We start from the raw sequence: 17021 nt of genomic DNA, 5'->3' as shown, positions 1-17021 counted from the left end.
TCGCAAGGACGCGTCGCGGGAGTCTGTGACACAGCAGCCGGTGGTTTCCCGACCCACCAAAAGTCGGTGGGCAGGTCTCGCCGTCTGCGGCGACCTGTGGAAACTGCGGTGCGGCGTGGGCCTTGGCAGGGGTGACGGGCTGACCGCCGAGAGCTTCGGGGGTGCGCCGCCCCGCAGGAGATCGCGTGCTTCGCGGCTGTGCTAGGTCTAGAGCGTAATCAACTCTTCCGACCTGCGGCAACAGGGTCCCGCTCGGCGTGTCCAAGTCTACCCCGGGCGACCCGGGCGCCGCTGACGTCTATCGGTAACTGCCAGATCTGCCAGTCTGTTCCCACCTCGAGGCTCGGCGGCGGCGCGCTGAGCGCCAGCACACTCGGCCCGGCCCCACTGACCACAGCCGCCACACCCGCCGCTCGCAACTCGCTGACCAGGGCCGATGTGCCCGGCATCCCGGGTGCCCGGTAGTCCTGGTGGAGGCGGTCGACGGTCGCCGGCAGCAACAACGCCGGGTCGGTGGTGAGCGCGTGCACCAGCAGCGCCGCCCGCCCGGCGGTCAACGCGGCGTCGGCGTGGGGCACGGTGGCCGGCAGCGCGGCCCGCGCGGTAGCGGTCAGGCCGCGCTCGGCCGGCACGAAAACCGTCGGTCGTACGCCGGACGCGACCGGCAGGGACACCGCGCGGGCACCGCCCGGCTCGGACCAGGCCACCGTGAAACCGCCGAGCAGACACGGGGCGACGTTGTCCGGATGGCCCTCGATCTCGGCGGCCAGCCGGAGCACGCCGGGCTCGTCCAGCCGGTGCTCGCCGTCGGCGACCAGGGCACGGGCCAGCAGCACCCCGGCGACGATGGCGGCCGACGACGAGCCCAGGCCGCGCGCCTGCGGGATCCGGTTGACGCACTCGACGCTGAGGCCCGCGGGCTGCGCGCCGAGAACGTCGAAGGTGGCCCGCATGGCCCGCACCACCAGGTGCCGATCGTCGGCCGGCAGCTCACCGGCGCCCTGGCCGCTGACAGTCACCTGGACGCCGGCGGACACGACCTCGGCGGCCAGGTCGTCGTAGAGCCCGAGGGCGAGCCCCAGCGCGTCGAAGCCCGGACCGAGGTTGGCGCTGGTCGCGGGGACCCGGACCCGGACCGGCCCGTCGGTGAAGTTCGGCACGCGCCCATGCTAGGGCCCGGCACCGACGATCCGGTCGGTCGCCCGCACCATGGGACCGCCGGGGTTCAGCCGGCCGGGTCGGGAACCGGTTCGGCGACCGGGTCGGTCAGCGACAGCCGGCGGGTGGCGATCCGCCAGCCGACCGCGTACACGAGGGTCACCAGTCCGCAGCCGGCCAGCACCACCCGTTCGTCCACCACGTCCACCACCAGGGCAACCGCCAGTTGACTCACCGAGATGGCCAGCGTCGCGAGCATCATGTCGGTGGCGAAGACCCGCCCGCGCAGCCGGTCCGGCACCTCGCCCTGCAGGGCGAAGTTCGACATCACCCAGTTGCTGCCGCCCGCGAAGTGCGCCACGAAGACCAGCAGCAGCACCAGCGGGAACCAGCGCACCACCGACGTGCCCAGGTAGGACAGGCCGTACAGCGACATGGACAGCGCGAGCCCGGGCAGCAGCCAGGATCGGTTGGTCAACACCCGCCGCATCAGGATCGGCCCGACCAGCGCGCCCGCTCCCCGGACCGCGAAGAGCAGGCCCGCGCCCAGCGAACCGACCCCGTAGACGCCGGCGAGCAGCGGAAACACGGTCAGCACACCGTTGCCCAGGCCGACCGCCGACTTGACCGTGACCAGCGCCAGCACCCGCGGCCGGTGCCCGATGTAGCCGAGCGCCTCGCGGACCGCCGACCAGGTCCGCTGCGCCGGCACCTCCGGGTCCCGGGCCGCCTGCAACGGCCGGCGGATCCGGGTGGCGAGGCCCGCGGCCGCCGCCAGGCCGACCGCCGCCACCCAGAAGCAGACGTACGGGCCGGCAGCCGAGCTGAGCACACCACCCAGCGAGGCGCCCACCACAGTCATGGTGCCCCAGGCCGAGCCGGCCACGGCGTTACCGGCGGCCAACTCGTGCGGCTCCAGGACGTTGGGGAGCGCGGCCTGGGCGGCCGGCGAGTAGAACGCCTTGGCGACCGCGACGGCACCGATCGCCACCAGCGCCAGCCACGCCGTACCGCGGTCGCGGACGCCGAGGAGCAGCAGCACGCCGGCCAGCGCGGCCACGTTCGCGGCGATCATGATCTTCCGCCGGTCGAAGCGGTCGGCGATCGTGCCGGTGTACGGCAGCAGCAGCGCCACGATGCCGGTGTCCACCGCCAGCACCAGGGCGCCCCAGACCCCACTGCCGGTCAGCTGCGGCAGCAGCACCAGCAGCGGCACCATGACGAACCAGTCAGCGCCGAAGACCACCAGCTCGGCGAGGAAGAGATTGCGAAAGCTCCGATTGCCGGTAAGGACCGAGAGGGTGGACGCCACGGAGCGGGACCCTACCCGGTCGGTGTGGGGGCCACACCGGGTCCCAGCAGCGCCGAGACGGTGACGAAGGTGTAGCCACGCGCCCGCAGCCCGGCGATCATGTCGGGCAGGCCGTGCAGCGCGACCAGACGTCTCCGGTCACCGACGTCGTGCCCGAGAACGATCGTCCCCGGCCGCACGTTGGCCACGATCCGCCGGGCGTGGCCGGCCGGGTCGTCGGGAAACTCCCGCTCCACCATCTGCAACGACCAGAGCACCAGCCGGTAGTTCAGCCGCGATGCCGCATGCAGCACCGCACCACCCAGGTGGCCGTACGGCGGGCGGACCAGCCGCGGTGGCCGGCCGGTCACCTCCGCGATCGTGTCGTGGCTGCGGCGCAGGTCGTCGTACGCCGCGGCGGCGTCCAGCCGGGCGAGGTCCCGGTGCGCCCAGCTGTGGTTGCCCACCTCGTGCTCGCCGAGCCTGTCGCATACGAGGTGGGCGTGCTTCCGGGCCTGAGCGCCGACCAGGAAGAACGTCGCGGGCACCCGGTGCTGGGCGAGGGTGTCCAACACCATGGGCGTCCACTGTGGCGCCGGCCCGTCGTCGAAGGTGAGCGCGACCAGCCGCTGCGTGGTCGACCCCGACCAGATGACCGGCACCACGCCCGAGCCGACGTCCTGCGGCCCGTTGCCGACGGTGGCGCTGGCCGGGCCGCCGGCGAGCGGCAACCGCCGATGGGTGAGCCAGACGTCGGTGACGCCCGCCCCGGCGGCCGCCCCGGTCACCACGAGCGCCCCCCGGCGCAGCAGATCGCGCCGGGACCACCCGTGCGCGCTCTCGGTCATCCACCCGCCCCGCTCGCCGTCACCTCGCCATGCCTACCTGGAGTATGCAAGATGTGACGCAAAGTGCAGCATCGGTCGACCGATCGGAGTGTCCGCGGCCGCACGGCCGAACGCCCCCGGCAGGCGAACCTGCCGGGGGCGTTACGGGTCGTCGTCCGACTACTCGGTCGGCTCGGTCGGCTCCGACGGGGGCAGCGGCGAGGTGCGGCTCCGGGGCAGCCGCAGCACCTCGAACTGGTCCGTGCCGTCCACCAACGCGCCCGACGGGGCGGGGCGGGCCGCCGCCGGCTGCGTGCCGTCGGCCGCCGTCGACACCGGTGCGCCCGTCGGCACGGCCACCTGGTTCGGGCCGTCCGCCTCGACGCCCTCCGGCCCGGTCGGCTCGGTCACCGCCGGCTCACCGGATCGCCGCCGACGGCGACGCTCCCGCAGCGACTCCTTGGTGCGCTCGACCATCGTGTAGAGCGTCGGCACCAGGATCAGCGTCAACAGCGTCGAGCTGAGCAGACCACCGATCACCACGACCGCCAGGGGCTGCGAGATGAAGCCGCCCTCGCCGGTCAGCCCGAGGGCCATCGGCAGCAGCGCGAAGATCGTCGCGACCGCGGTCATCAGGATCGGGCGCAGCCGGCGCCGGCCACCCTCGACCACCGCCTCCCGGACCCCCATGCCCTGCGCCCGGTACTGGTTGATCAGATCGAGCAGCACGATCGCGTTGGTCACCACGATGCCGACGAGCATCAGCACACCGATCAGCGCTGGCACTCCCAGCGGCGTCCCGGTGGCCAGCAGCAGACCGATCGCGCCTGTCGACGCGAAGGGGATGGAGATCAGCAGGATCAACGCCTGGGTGAGGCTCCGGAACGTGGCCACCATGATCAGGAACACGATCGCGATGGCGGCCAGCACCGCCAGGCCCAGGTCGCCGAAGGCATCCGCCTGATCGGCGCTGACCCCACCGATGGTGAAGCTCGCCCCCGGCACGTCGATGCCGTCGAGCCGCTTCTGCAACTCCTTGGTGGTCGCACCCAGGTTCGAACCGGTCGCGGCGCCGGTCACCGAGACGCTGCGCTCACCGTCGATCCGCGTGACCTGCTGCGGTCCCTCGGCCTGGGTGACGTCCGCGATGTCGTCCAGCTTCACCGGCCCGACCGGAAGTGCCCGCAGCTGCTCCAGCGACACCGGAGCGGCCGCGCTCAGCCGCAGCACCACGTTCTGCTGGCGGCCGTCGAGCGCCACCTGCCCCAACGGAGCGCCACGGAACGCCTGCGACACGAGCTGACCAACGGCGGCCTCGGTGAGGCCCACCCGACCGGCGGCGACCCGGTCGACTGTCACGTCGACCCTCGGCACCCGCGCGGCGAGGCTCGTGGTGACGTCCTCGACGTCCGGGACACCGGCCATCGCCGTCCGGGCCTCCTCGGCGGCGCGGGTCAGCACCTCCGGGTCACTGGCCTGGACGATCACCTCCAGCTGGCTGGTCGAGGCCTCCTGACCACCGCCGAAGCTGACCTCGCCCAGGCTGGTGCCGATCTTGTCGAACTCCCGGCGCAGCTCCTCACGGACCTGCTTGGCGTCGGTGTCGCCGTCGAGCGCCAACGACCAGCTCGCGACGTTGTTGCCTCCGCCGCCCGCCCACGGGTTGTCGCCGCCACCGGCGGTCACCTGGTAGGTCTCGACCCCGTCGATCCGCCCGAGGACCGCCTCGACCTGCTTCGCCGCCGCGTCGGTGGCGGCCAGGCCCGTGCCCGCCGGCAGTTCCTGCCGGAAGCTGAGCGTGTCCTGACCGGAGTCGTCCAGGAAGTTGGTTTCCAGCTTCTGCGCCAACCCGAAGGTGCCGAAGAGCACCAGCAGGCCGACCCCGATGGTGATCCAGCGGGTCGACCGCTTGCGGGTGGCGAACCCGATCACCGGCAGGTACGCCCGCTGCAACGGGTTGCGCAGCTCCTTCTCCTCGGCGTCGCGGCGCACCGCCTCGTCGTCGACGGTCCCGCCGCGCGGCTTGAGGAACCAGTACGCCAGCACCGGGATCACCGTCAGCGAGACCAGCAGCGAGGCGAGCAGCGCCACCGTCACGGTGATCGCGAACGGCGCGAAGAGCTGTCCTACGAACCCGCCGACCAGGGCGATCGGCGCGAACACGGCCACCGTCGTGAGGGTGGACGCGGTCACCGCGCCAGCCACCTCGCGGACACCTGTGATGATCGCCTGGCGCTTCTCCTCGCCGTACTCCAGGTGTCGTTTGATGTTCTCCAACACCACGATCGAGTCGTCCACCACCCGGCCCACGGCGATTGTCAACGCGCCGAGGGTGAGCAGGTTGAGCGAGTAGTCGCCGATCCACAGGGCGAGCAGCGCCACCAGCACGGAGAGCGGGATGGAGACCGCGGTGACCACTGTCGAGCGCACCGACAGCAGGAAGACCAGGATGACGATGACCGCCATCACGAGGCCCAGCAGGCCCTCGGTGGTCAACGACTTGATCGACTTCTCCACGAACGGCGCCTGGTCGAAGACAACTGTCAGCTCCGCACCGGAGGCCTTCTTCAGGTCGGCGAGCCGGTCCTGGATCTCGTGGGAGATCTCCACCGCGTTGCCGTCCGGGGCCGCGGTGACGGCGATGCCGAGGCTGTCCTTGCCGTTGGTCCGGGTGATCGCGGTGGCCGGGGCGAGCTGCTGCTCGACGGTCGCCACGTCACCGAGACGAACCGGTGCCGCGCCGGGCGCGATGATGATGCCGCGCAGGTCGTCCAGGGTCACGACCGGCGTCCCGACCTGCACCGGCAGCGCCAGGCCGCCGTCGGTCACCGCACCTGCCGGCACCGACACGCCGTTGGTCTTCAACGCCGCGCCGATGGCGGTCGGCTGGACCTTCGCCGCGGCCAGCTTCGCCGGATCCGGGGTGACCACCACGACGTCGTCGCGGGTCCCGGTCACCTCGACCGTGCGGACTCCGTCGATGCCCTCCAGCTCCGGCACCACAGTCGCGCGCAGCTTCTCGGCGAGCGCCCGCTCGTCGGCGCCGCCGGCCGCGGCCAGCACCACCGCCGGCAGGTCGTCCGTGCTGCCAGCGATGACCTGCGGGTCGACGCTCTCCGGCAGCTGGGCGTCGATCCGGCTCAGCGCGGTCTGCATCTTGTTGACCACGTCGTCCAGGTCGGTGCCGAACTCATACTGCACCTGGACGGTGGCCGCCCCCTCGCGGGACGTGGAGGTGACCTTGTCCAGCCCCGGGATGCCCTGCAGGGCGTTCTCGATCGGCTCGGTCACCTGCGACTCGACGATCTCGGGACCGGCACCGGGATAGGGCGCCACGATGAACGCGGCCGGGAACTCGAGCGACGGCAGCAGTTGCTGCTTCAGCGACGGCACGGCGAACGCTCCGAACGCCGTAATCACCACCGCGATGAGGGCGACCAGCCCTCGGTTGGCGAGGCTGAATCTGGCGAGCAGCGACATCGGCCTGGCTCACTCCTGAAAGAGAATGCGGGCGGGGATAGGTGAAAGTGTGCCGGACTCGATCACCTGGACCCCCGCCGCCCCCAGGGGCGGCCCACCGCCGGTGGGTCGTACCGCTCTCAGGCCAGGTCGAGGGCGCGGGCCGCAGCCAGCGGGTCGTTGCCGATGGTCACCGGGGCGGGCGCGGTGGAGATCGCCCACTCCGGATCCTTCAGGCCGTGACCGGTCACCGTGCAGACCACCGTCGAGCCGGCCGGAACCGCGCCCGCCGCGGCCTGCTGGAGCAGGCCGGCCACGCTGGCCGCGCTGCCCAGCTCGACGAAGACCCCCACCTCGCGGGCGAGCAGCCGGTACGCGGAGAGGATCTCCCGGTCGGTCACCGCCGCGATCAGACCGCCGGAGGCGTCCCGGGCGTCGAGCGCCTTGGTCCAGCTCGCCGGGTTGCCGATCCGGATGGCGGTGGCGATCGTCGACGGCTCCGGCACGACCTGGCCGGTCACGATCGGCGCCGCCCCGGACGCCTGGAAGCCGTACATCTTCGGCGCCCGCGTGGTCGTGCCGGCGGCGTGCTCCTCGGAATATCCCATCCAGTACGCGGAGATGTTGCCGGCGTTACCGACGGGCAGGCAGTGGATGTCGGGGGCGTCGCCGAGCGCCTCGACGATCTCGAAGGCGGCGGTCTTCTGGCCGTGCAGCCGGTCGATGTTCACCGAGTTGACCAGCGCGACCGGGTGATCCTGGGCCAGCTTGGCGGCGAGCGCGAGGCAGTCGTCGAAATTGCCGCTGACCTGGAGCAGCTTCGCCCCGTGCACCAGCGCCTGGGCCAGCTTGCCCAAAGCGATCTTGCCCTGCGGCACCAGCACCGCGCAGGTCAGCCCGGCGCGGGCCGCGTACGCCGCGGCGGAGGCGCTGGTGTTGCCGGTGGAGGCGCAGATGATCGCCTTGTTGCCCGCCTCGACCGCCTTGGAGACCGCGAGGGTCATCCCCCGGTCCTTGAAGGAGCCGGTCGGGTTGGCGCCCTCCACCTTCAGGTAGACGTCGCAGCCGAGCCGGGCCGAGAGCACGGGCGCCGGCAGCAGCGGGGTGTTCCCCTCGTGCAACGTGACGACCGGCGTGGCCGCGGTGACCGGCAGCCGATCCCGGTACGCCTCGATCAGACCCCGCCACATGTCGCTCTCCTCGCCTCTACCTCTGCACCGACCCGAGCATCAGGCCACCCTGGACCACCCTGCCGCAGCCATCGAGGGCACACCCCGGGTTACCCACCTGGCGGGACGGGCGGGCCGCCCCGGTGGTTCAACGACTCAGGCGCCGCCCTCGACCCGCAGCACACTCGTCACCGACCGGACGATGTCCAGCCCGCGCAGCTCGACCACTGTCGCGGCGAGCGCGGCGTCCGGCGCCACGTGGGTGACGATGACCAGCTCGGCGTCGCCGTCCCGGCCGGGCATGCCGCTCGCCGAGCCCTGCCGGACGGTCGCGATCGACACGTCGTGCCGGGCGAACACGCCCGCCACCGCGGCCAGCACACCCGGACGGTCGGCCACGTCCAGGCTCACGTGGTAGCGGGTCAGCGCCTCGCCCATCGGCCGCACCGCCAGGGCCGCGTACGCGCTCTCGCTGGCCGCGCGCACCCCGGCGAGCCGGTTGCGGGACACCGCCACCACGTCGCCGAGCACGGCGCTGGCGCTCGGTGCGCCACCCGCGCCCCGGCCGTAGAACATCAGTTGCCCGGCCGCGTCCGCCTCGACGAAGACCGCGTTGAACGCGTCGCCGACGCTGGCCAGCGGGTGGCTGCGCGGGATCATCGCCGGGTGGACGCGGACACTCACCGTCTCCTGACCGGCCGCGTCGACGCCCCGCGCGGCGATGCAGAGCAGCTTGATCGTGCAGCCCATCGCCTGGGCGCTGGCCATGTCCGCGGCGGTCACCTCGGTGATGCCCTCGCGGTGCACGTCGGCGGCGCCGACCCGGGTGTGGAACGCCAGCGAGGAGAGGATGGCGGCCTTGGCCGCGGCGTCGAAGCCCTCGACGTCGGCGGTCGGGTCGGCCTCCGCGTACCCCAGGGCGGTGGCCTGCTCCAGGGCCTCCGCGAACCCGGCGCCTGTCGTGTCCATCGCGGAGAGGATGAAGTTGCTGGTGCCGTTGACGATGCCGGTGACCCGGTTGATCCGATCGCCGTGCAGCGACTCGCGTAGCGGGCGCAGCAGCGGGATCGCGCCGGCGACCGACGCCTCGTAGTAGAGGTCGCCGCCGCCCTCGGCCGCCGCCTCGTGCAGGGCCACCCCGTCCTCGGCGAGCAGCGCCTTGTTGGCGGTGACCACGCTCTTGCCGGCGCGCAGCGCCTCGACCAGCCAGTCGCGAGCCGGCTCGATGCCGCCGACCACCTCGATCACCACGTCGACGTCGTCCCGTTTGATCAGGCCGAGCGTGTCGGTGGTGAACAGGGCGTCGTCGACCGGAAGGTCACCGCGGTCGCGGCCGAGCCGGCGGACGGCGATGCCGGCGAGCTCCAGTGGAGCGCCGATGCGGGCGGCCAGGTCGGCCGACTGCTCGTGCAGCAGCCGGACCACCTCCTGGCCGACCGTGCCGCAGCCGAGCAGTGCCAAGCGCACAGGTGACGTCATCCCACATCCAATGCCAGCAGATCGTCTTCGGTCTCCCGCCGGACGATCAGACGCGCCTGGCCGTCGCGGACCGCGACGACCGGCGGCCGGGGCACATGGTTGTAGTTGCTGGCCATGCTCCGGCAGTAGGCGCCGGTGCCGGGCACCGCGACAAGATCTCCGGGCTGCACGTCGGCGGGCAGGAATTCATCCTTCACCACGATGTCCCCGGACTCACAATGCTTTCCCACCACGCGGGCGAGCAGCGGCTGCGCTGTCGAGGCGCGCGAGGCCAGCGTCGCCGAGTAGGACGCGTCGTAGAGCGCGGTGCGGATGTTGTCGCTCATCCCGCCGTCGACGCTGACGTACGTGCGGAGGCCGTCGAGGTCCTTGACCGTGCCCACCTCGTAGAGGGTGAACACGGCCGGACCGACGATGGCCCGGCCCGGCTCGATCGACAGGTGCGGCACCGCCAGGTTCTCCGCCGCGCACTCCGAGTCGACGATCTTGCGCAGCCGCTTGGCCAGGTCCTGTGGGGTGGCCGGGTCGTCCTGCGTGGTGTACGCGATGCCGAACCCACCGCCCAGGTCCAGCTCGGGCAGCTCCACCCCGCGCGCGTCGCGGATCTGCGCCTGCAGGGCGAGCACCCGGCGGGCCGAGACCTCGAAGCCGCTGGCGTCGAAGATCTGCGAGCCGATGTGCGAGTGCAGGCCGCGCAGCTCCAGCACACCCTCGTCGAGGATCTTGAACGCGGCGTTGGCTGCCGCGCCGCCGGCCAGCGAGAAGCCGAACTTCTGGTCCTCGTGGGCGGTGGCGATGAACTCGTGGGTGTGCGCCTCGACGCCGACCGTCACCCGGACCAGCACCCGGGGCCGCACCCCGCGCTCGCGGGCCAGCGCGGTGAGCCGGTCGATCTCGGTGAACGAGTCGACGATGATCCGACCCACCCCGGCGTCCAGCGCCCGGCCCAGCTCGGCGACCGACTTGTTGTTGCCGTGAAAGCCGATCCGCTCCGGCGGCATCCCCGCCGAGAGCGCGGTGGCCAGCTCACCGCCGGTGCAGACGTCCAGGTGCAGGCCCTCCTCGGCGATCATCCGGACCACCGCGCGGCAGAGGAACGCCTTGCCCGCGTAGAAGACGTCCTCGGTCGGGAAGGCCGCCCGGAAGTCACGGCAGCGCGAGCGCAGGTCGGCCTCGTCGAGGACGTACACCGGGGTGCCGAACTCGGCAGCGATGTCGCGGACGCTCAGGCCCGCGACGGCGACCGCGCCGTCCGCGCCGCGCGTCACGCTGCGCGGCCACAGCGCCGGCACGAGGTCGTTGACGTCGGCCGGGGTACGCAGCCAGGCCGGCCCCTGGTTGCTGATGTCCGCGTGCAGCGCACCAGCCTCGTGAGCCCGCATGTCACATCCTCTCGGGTGCGGATACGCCGAGCAGGTGCAGGCCGTTGGCGATCACCGTGCGGGTGGCGTTGTTGAGCCAGAGCCGGGCCCGGTGCCTGTCGGTGACCTCCTCGTCGCCCAGCGGCAGCACCCGGCAGTTGTCGTAGAAGCGGTGGTAGGAGGCGGCGACGCTCTCCTCCAGGTAGCGGGCCACCCGGTGCGGCTCGCGCAGCTCGGCGGCGGTGGCGACCACCGCCGGGAACTCGGCGAGCGCCTTGAGCAGCTCGTTCTCCTTCTCGTGGTCGAGCAGCTCGGGGCGGAACGCCTCGGCGTCACCCGGGACCAGCCCCACCTCGGCGGCATTGCGGGCCACCCCCGCCGTCCGGGCGGCCACGTACTGCACGTAGTAGACCGGGTTGTCGCGGGTCGCCCGGGTCCACAGCTCGATGTCGATGTCGATCGGGGAGTCGCTGGAGTAGCGGGCCAACGCGTACCGGGAGGCGTCCACGCCGATCGCCTCGACCAGGTCCTCCAGGGTGATCACCGTGCCGGCCCGCTTGCTCATCCGCATCGGGGCGCCGTCGCGCAGCAGGTTGACCAGCTGCCCGATGAGGATCTCCAGGTTGCGCTCCGGGTCGTCGCCGAAGCAGGCGGCCATCGCCTTCATCCGGCCGATGTAGCCGTGGTGGTCGGCGCCGAGCATGATCACGACCCGCTCGAAGCCGCGCTCGCGCTTGTCGAGGTAGTAGGCGCAGTCCGCGGCGAAGTACGTCCACTCGCCGTTGGACTTGCGCAGCACCCGGTCCTTGTCGTCACCGAAGTCGGTGGTGCGCAGCCAGGTCGCGCCCTCGGACTCGTAGACCCGGCCCTGCTCGCGCAGCCGGGCCAGTGCGAGGTCCAGTTCGCCCCGGTCGTGCAGGTCCTTCTCGTTGAAGTAGGTGTCGAACTCCACCCCGAAGTCGCGCAGCGACGAGCGGATCTCGTCGAACATCAACGCGACGCCCTCGACCCGGAACACCTCCTGGGCGGCGGCGTCGTCGAGGGTCAGCACGTCGGGCCGGCGGGCCTGCACCTCGGCGGCGATCTCGGCGATGTACGCGCCGCCGTAGCCGTCCTCCGGCGCGGGCTCGCCCTTGGCGGCGGCGAGCAGCGAGCGGGCGAACCTGTCGATCTGGGAGCCGGCGTCGTTGAAGTAGTACTCCGTGCCCACCTCGGCGCCGGTGGCCCGCAGCAGCCGGCTCAGCGCGTCGCCGACGGCCGCCCAGCGGACCCCGCCGATGTGCACCGGGCCGGTCGGGTTCGCCGAGACGAACTCAAGGTTGATCTTCTCGCCGGCGAGCCGGTCGCTGCGGCCGTACTCCGCGCCGGCCTCGACGATCAGGCGGGCGAGCTGGCCGGCGGCGGCGGCGTCCAGCCGGATGTTCAGAAAACCCGGACCGGCGATCTCCACCGACTTGATCCCCGGCGCCCGGCCCAGCTCGTCGGCCAGAGCGGTGGCCAGCTCGCGCGGCGGGACGCCCACCTTCTTGCTCAACTGCAGAGCGAGCGTGGAGGCGTAGTCGCCGTGCTCGGGGTTCCGAGGTCGCTCCACTACCGTGTGCTCCGGCAGCGCGGCGTGATCCAGACCACGGTCGGTGAAGACGGCGTGGGCGGCGGTGAGGACGACCGAGGCGAGTTCTGCAGGAGTCACCCAACCATGTTATCGGGGGTAGACTCGGGCACTCGGCGGCAACCCTGCGCGTCATCCGGCCCGCCACTCCCCTGACCGACCGACCTGACGAGGCACGATGAGCATCAGCACCCCGGGCGGCCCTGAGCGCCGCCCGACCGTGGTCAGCACCGGCAAGAAGCCGGCCGCGGGCCGGCCGGCGTCCGGCGCCAAGGCCGGCACCGGCAAGCCGGCCGGCACGCCACGGGCAGGCGGCAAGGGCCCCCGCAAGCCGGTCACCCCGGTCAAGGTGAGCCAGGGCCGGGCCTGGGGCCCGATCGCGCTCTTCGTGACCGTGGGCGTGCTGGCCGCCGGCATCATCGGCTACGGCGCCTGGGCGTCGTTCCAGGGCTCCAAGCCGTGGGACAAGCGGGCGAACTCGATCGACGGCATCGTCAACTACCGCAAGACCGATCCGGACAGCCTGAAGTACGAGGCGCACAAGTCCGGCCCGCTCACCTACAAGTACTCGCCGCCCGTCGGCGGCGTGCACAACGCGGCCTGGCAGAACTGCATGGGTGACGTCTACGACGCCCCGATCGCCAGCGAGAACGCGGTGCACAGTCTTGAGCACGGCGCGGTCTGGATCACCTACCGCCCGGGCCTGCCGCAGGACCAGATCGACAAGCTCGCCGGCAAGGTGCGCGGCGTCGAGAAGACGATGCTGAGCCCGTACGAGGGCCTGGACAAGCCGATCTCGCTCCAGGCGTGGGGCTACCAGCTCAAGGTCGACAACGCCGACGACAAGCGGATCGACGACTTCATCAAGGACCTGCGGGTGAACGCCTCCGTCGAGGGCCCGACCGCGCTGTGCAACACGGGCATCACCGCCACCGGCACCACGCCGCGTGACCTCCAGCAGCAGCCCCCGACCCAGTAAGGACGGCGATGACAGCCCCCGCCACCACCGACACCGAGCACGACGACGTGGTGGCCGCCCCGGACGAGGGCGGCCACGCACCGGCGCGGCGCTACGGCGTCGCGGCGCTCGCCATCATGGTGGTGGTGGGCCTGCTGATCGGGTACGCCGGCGGCCTGCTCACCCCTCGCCTCACCCGACCCGGTGACTCGTCGGTCGAGGCGGGTTTCGCGCGGGACATGACGACCCACCACGCTCAGGCGGTGGAGATGAGCCTTGTCGCGTACCGGTCGGCGACGCTGCCCGAGGTGCGACAGATAGCCGTCGACATCGCCACCGGTCAGCAGGGCGAGATCGGCGCCATGCAGACCTGGCTGCGCGACTGGCAGCTGAGCCCGACCGGGTCGCAGCCGCCGATGTCGTGGATGTCCGACGGCGCCGCGGTCAAGGACGGGCTGATGCCGGGCATGGCCACCCCGGAGCAGATGGCCTCGCTGCGCGACGCCAAGGGCATCGAGGTGGACCGGCAGTTCCTCGCCCTGATGTACAACCACCACCTCGGCGGGATCCACATGATCGACGCGGCGCTCGCGGAGACCGACAACGCCGAGGTGGTCCGCATGGCCCAGACCATGAAGACCACCCAGCAGTCCGAGCTGAACAACCTCCGGCAGCTCCAGGCGCAGGCCAAGGGCTGACCGGCCGTACGGGCACACCGGGCCCGCGTTCCCGCCGCTCGCCGGCGTGGACGCGGGCCCGACGCCTGTCCGCACCCCCACCCCTGCCGTCCCGCCCTGCCCGTCCCGCCCTGGCTCGGGATCCGCGCAGTTTCCGGGATGTTGCTGTCTCGCAGCGCCGGGAGGCAGCAACATCCCGGAAGTTGTGCGGATCTTGGCGGCTCCGGGGCGGATTCCACCCCCTGCCGACCCACCCACCACCCCTCGGCCGCACCCTTCATGCACTTAAGTCCGGTTTGGTCGATTCGAGCGTCACGGGCGATTACGTTGCTTAGAGAGTTTTCTCCATACATATCGTGACCAGTTGTGATTCGGGCTCGTTGCCCAAGACGTGGGGGTTGCACTCAGAGACGCACGGCGCTCGGTGACCAGTTGGTGCCGACGCCACACCATCGGCGGTGACGGGGCGGTGGCAGCCGTCCGTCGCGGACAGCGGCAGGGCGAGCCGGGAACGCTCAGTCGCGAACAGGAACTCGAACTGATCGACACACTCCGGGGCGTCCACCCCGACGAGTTCGGCCTGGACGAGGAGTTGTGGACGCGGCAGAGCCTCACCACGCTCATCCAGCGCCGGTTCAACCTCCCGCTGGACGCGGGGGCGGTCGGGGCGTACCTGCGGGCCTGGGGGTTGGGTCCGCGGGAACCGCGCGAGCGGGCCTGCGGGCTCTGCGTCAGCGCGGTCGAGCGCTGGGTACGCAGCGAGTACCCGGCGATCACGCGGACGGCCCAGGAGCACCTGGCCGAGGTCTACTGGATCGGTCGGGTCCGACTGCGCGGCACCATGCCGGCGGCGGACGTGATCTCCGCGGTCTCGTCCCGGGGGCGGGTGCGCTTCATGATCACCACGCCGACCGTGGACCCGCCGCTCCCCCGCGACTTCGTGCTGCGACTCAGCGGCGAGGAGCAGCGCACGGTGCACCTGATCGTGGACGGGTCCTGGCCGCGCAACGAGTGGCCACGCCGGCTCCCCCGGCGGATCGTCCTGCACCCACTGCCCAGTTGCGGGCGGGCCATCGCAGCGGCCTGAGCACGGACGGGCCGATCACCGACACGATCGGCTCGTCCGATACCGATTCGGCGTACGCGGAGGAGGTTTGCTAGTCTTCTCCAGTCGCTGAGCCCCCGTAGCTCAGGGGATAGAGCACCGCCCTCCGGAGGCGGGGGCGCAGGTTCGAATCCTGCCGGGGGCACCATCCATGACCAGCACAAAAAGGCCCCTGACCAGGGAGAACCCGGTCAGGGGCCTTACTCGTGTGTCCGGCTGTGTCCGGCCGTCAGCGGCCCGTGGCGGGCGTCTGTGCCATATCCGTGCCAAAGATCGGCCGCTCGGTCAGTCGTGGCCGAACGCTCGTTCGACGCGTTGCCGGAGAGCGGCCTCACCGCCGTCTAGGCACTTGGCGTAGATCCTGAGTAGCACCTCTACTGACTGCCCGGCCCAGTCGGCTACCTGAGTCGGCGGTACTCCCCCGTTGAGCTGTGTCGACACGGCGGCGTGCCGCAGGTCGTAGGGGGTGCGTGCGAGCGGGGAGGCGTAGACCTCGGGTGTGAATACGGCGGCGCGCGCCCATCGCCACACGCGGTTGATTGTCCCTTTGGGCAATTCCTCCTTGTTGCGCTCCCCCACGAACAGCCGGCCATCGGGGCCGTAGCCGAATAGCTCGATGTGGGTATTGATAATCGCGGTCAGTTCGGGTGGGCAGGGAACCGTCCGCGTCTCCCCTCGGGCGCGCTGCTTGAGTTGGCGGCTATCACGGTTCTTTCCGCTGTCGGTCCATTCCCGGCCCGCGTGCGGGTTTGCTCCGTCAAGCGTGAATTCTCCCCATCCTTTCTTTGGTAGATTCAGGTTGGGCTTTGCAAGGCTAACGGCCTCCTCCGGCCGCATCGCCGCGTAGTAGAGGCAGGCATAGAAGCCGACCATGCGTGGTCCGATGCGGCCCTGCTCCCGCACCCCGTTCAGCAGCGTGCGCACCTGGATCGGATTGGCCACGGACCGTCTGTCGATTGTCGTAACGGTTCTCGGCGGCTTCCACTTCAACTGCGGGAGGGGATTCGCCGAGAGCAGCCGCCTTTCCACCGCGTATTCAATTGCCGTGTTGAAGATCTTCCGGCGGCGACTGATGACGCTTGGCGCGGCTGGTGCTCCGTCGAGTCGCACGGTGAGGCCGTCCAGCACCGGCCGTAGCACCTCCGGCCGGCTAAGGCTTGCCACATCACGAGTGTTGCGCTTCACCCAGCCGAGCACCTTCGCTACCTCGTCGGGAACACCCTCGGCGTTTCGGCGGGTGGCGTTGAAGGCCCAGCGGCCTAGCGCGTGGCGAAGTAGTTTGCTGTCCGGTCGCCCCTTTTCGTTTTTCAGCATGAGTACGGTGAGCGCCGTTAGCGCTTCGGCGTGGGTGCGCCTTGTCGTTGCGGCTACGTGCGGCCACTTCATGTCGGCGAATGAACATGCCAGCTCGTACCACGACATGGTGACTGTTTCGCGTCGCATCGTGATCGGAAGCCCTGATTCGACATCGAATGCTTCACCCTTTCGGGAAGCCGTTACCAGCCCAGAACGGAAGCTCTCCGCGAGCGCTTTCGTCTTGAACACCTCTTTACGTGGCTGGCCGGCAACCCGCCAACGAACACGGTAGGTGCTTCCCTTCTTCCCGTCGTACGTTTCGATCGACCAGATGCGTACGTCATAGGTGGTGTTCAAGCGGCCTCCTCGTAGAGCGATTCGAGCCAGGATTCGTAGTCGCGCCGCTCGATTCGGATCTCCCCGTTGGGCAGCTTTCGGGCCGGCGGACCCTTCCGCTTTGCTCGCCAGTCGTAGAAGGTCGACCGGCTAATCCCGAGGTCATCACAAACGTCGGCAATGGTGAGGTGGCGGGCGGTGCGAGGTGTCCCGCGCGCGGAGCGATTCGGGGTGGTCATGGGGGTGTCCTCCCTCGGGTGGCGTGGAGGTGACGCGCTGAAACAGAGCGGGGATGG

The 17021-nt window shown here is 71.1% G+C and carries 13 protein-coding genes and 1 tRNA gene; 4 read left to right on the top strand and 10 right to left on the bottom strand.

The features are described 5' to 3' along the window. Nucleotides 1-218: 218 nt before the first annotated feature. The 8 genes from thrB to argS all read right to left on the bottom strand — a co-directional run bounded on the left by thrB (nt 219) and on the right by argS (nt 12434). The gene (thrB, locus tag AB0B39_RS31755; protein ID WP_357576131.1) at nt 219-1160 is read right to left on the bottom strand and encodes a homoserine kinase; all 942 of its coding nucleotides are present in this window, start codon (nt 1158-1160) and stop codon (nt 219-221) included. A 65-nt stretch (nt 1161-1225) separates the two neighbouring features. Next, a complete protein-coding gene (locus AB0B39_RS31750; protein ID WP_357576130.1) occupies nt 1226-2470 on the bottom strand; it encodes an MFS transporter in 1245 nt (414 codons plus the stop codon). 11 nt (nt 2471-2481) lie between these two features. Continuing rightward, nucleotides 2482-3297: a polysaccharide deacetylase family protein gene (locus AB0B39_RS31745; protein ID WP_357576129.1), complete on the bottom strand. Its 816-nt coding sequence runs from the start codon at nt 3295-3297 to the stop codon at nt 2482-2484. 159 nt (nt 3298-3456) lie between these two features. Then, entirely contained in the window at nt 3457-6756 is a 3300-nt protein-coding gene (locus AB0B39_RS31740; protein ID WP_357576128.1) for an efflux RND transporter permease subunit, read from the bottom strand. A gap of 119 nt (nt 6757-6875) precedes the next feature. Continuing rightward, nucleotides 6876-7925: a threonine synthase gene (gene thrC, locus AB0B39_RS31735; protein WP_357495978.1), complete on the bottom strand. Its 1050-nt coding sequence runs from the start codon at nt 7923-7925 to the stop codon at nt 6876-6878. 135 nt (nt 7926-8060) lie between these two features. Further along, a complete protein-coding gene (locus tag AB0B39_RS31730; protein ID WP_357576141.1) occupies nt 8061-9371 on the bottom strand; it encodes a homoserine dehydrogenase in 1311 nt (436 codons plus the stop codon). Nucleotides 9372-9379: 8 nt separating this feature from the next. Further along, the gene (gene lysA, locus AB0B39_RS31725) at nt 9380-10765 is read right to left on the bottom strand and encodes a diaminopimelate decarboxylase (protein WP_238687368.1); all 1386 of its coding nucleotides are present in this window, start codon (nt 10763-10765) and stop codon (nt 9380-9382) included. A gap of 1 nt (nt 10766) precedes the next feature. Then, nucleotides 10767-12434, bottom strand: a complete 1668-nt coding sequence (gene argS, locus AB0B39_RS31720; protein ID WP_234585883.1) for an arginine--tRNA ligase — start codon at nt 12432-12434, stop codon at nt 10767-10769. A 97-nt stretch (nt 12435-12531) separates the two neighbouring features. Between argS and AB0B39_RS31715 the strand changes: the two genes are divergently transcribed. The 4 genes from AB0B39_RS31715 to AB0B39_RS31700 all read left to right on the top strand — a co-directional run bounded on the left by AB0B39_RS31715 (nt 12532) and on the right by AB0B39_RS31700 (nt 15241). Next, the gene (locus AB0B39_RS31715) at nt 12532-13332 is read left to right on the top strand and encodes a DUF3105 domain-containing protein (RefSeq protein WP_357576127.1); all 801 of its coding nucleotides are present in this window, start codon (nt 12532-12534) and stop codon (nt 13330-13332) included. Between the two features lie 8 nt (nt 13333-13340). After that, complete coding sequence (locus AB0B39_RS31710; RefSeq protein WP_357576126.1) at nt 13341-14009, top strand: DUF305 domain-containing protein; 669 nt, start codon at nt 13341-13343, stop codon at nt 14007-14009. Between the two features lie 370 nt (nt 14010-14379). Further along, the gene (locus tag AB0B39_RS31705; protein ID WP_234585888.1) at nt 14380-15075 is read left to right on the top strand and encodes a winged helix-turn-helix domain-containing protein; all 696 of its coding nucleotides are present in this window, start codon (nt 14380-14382) and stop codon (nt 15073-15075) included. 91 nt (nt 15076-15166) lie between these two features. After that, a tRNA-Arg gene (locus AB0B39_RS31700) sits at nt 15167-15241 on the top strand. Between the two features lie 137 nt (nt 15242-15378). On the opposite strand, the gene AB0B39_RS31695 is transcribed toward AB0B39_RS31700, so the two are convergent. After that, nucleotides 15379-16746, bottom strand: coding sequence for an integrase (locus AB0B39_RS31695; RefSeq protein WP_357576125.1), 1368 nt, complete (start codon nt 16744-16746; stop codon nt 15379-15381). After that, nucleotides 16743-16964, bottom strand: a complete 222-nt coding sequence (locus AB0B39_RS31690; protein WP_357576124.1) for a helix-turn-helix domain-containing protein — start codon at nt 16962-16964, stop codon at nt 16743-16745. Before AB0B39_RS31690 ends, AB0B39_RS31695 begins: the two co-directional genes overlap by 4 nt. Nucleotides 16965-17021 lie beyond the last annotated feature (57 nt).

It is taken from the genome of Micromonospora sp. NPDC049114 (assembly GCF_040648635.1).
In the GTDB taxonomy this organism is placed as follows: domain Bacteria; phylum Actinomycetota; class Actinomycetes; order Mycobacteriales; family Micromonosporaceae; genus Micromonospora.
This window is presented reverse-complemented; position numbering and strand designations above follow the sequence as displayed.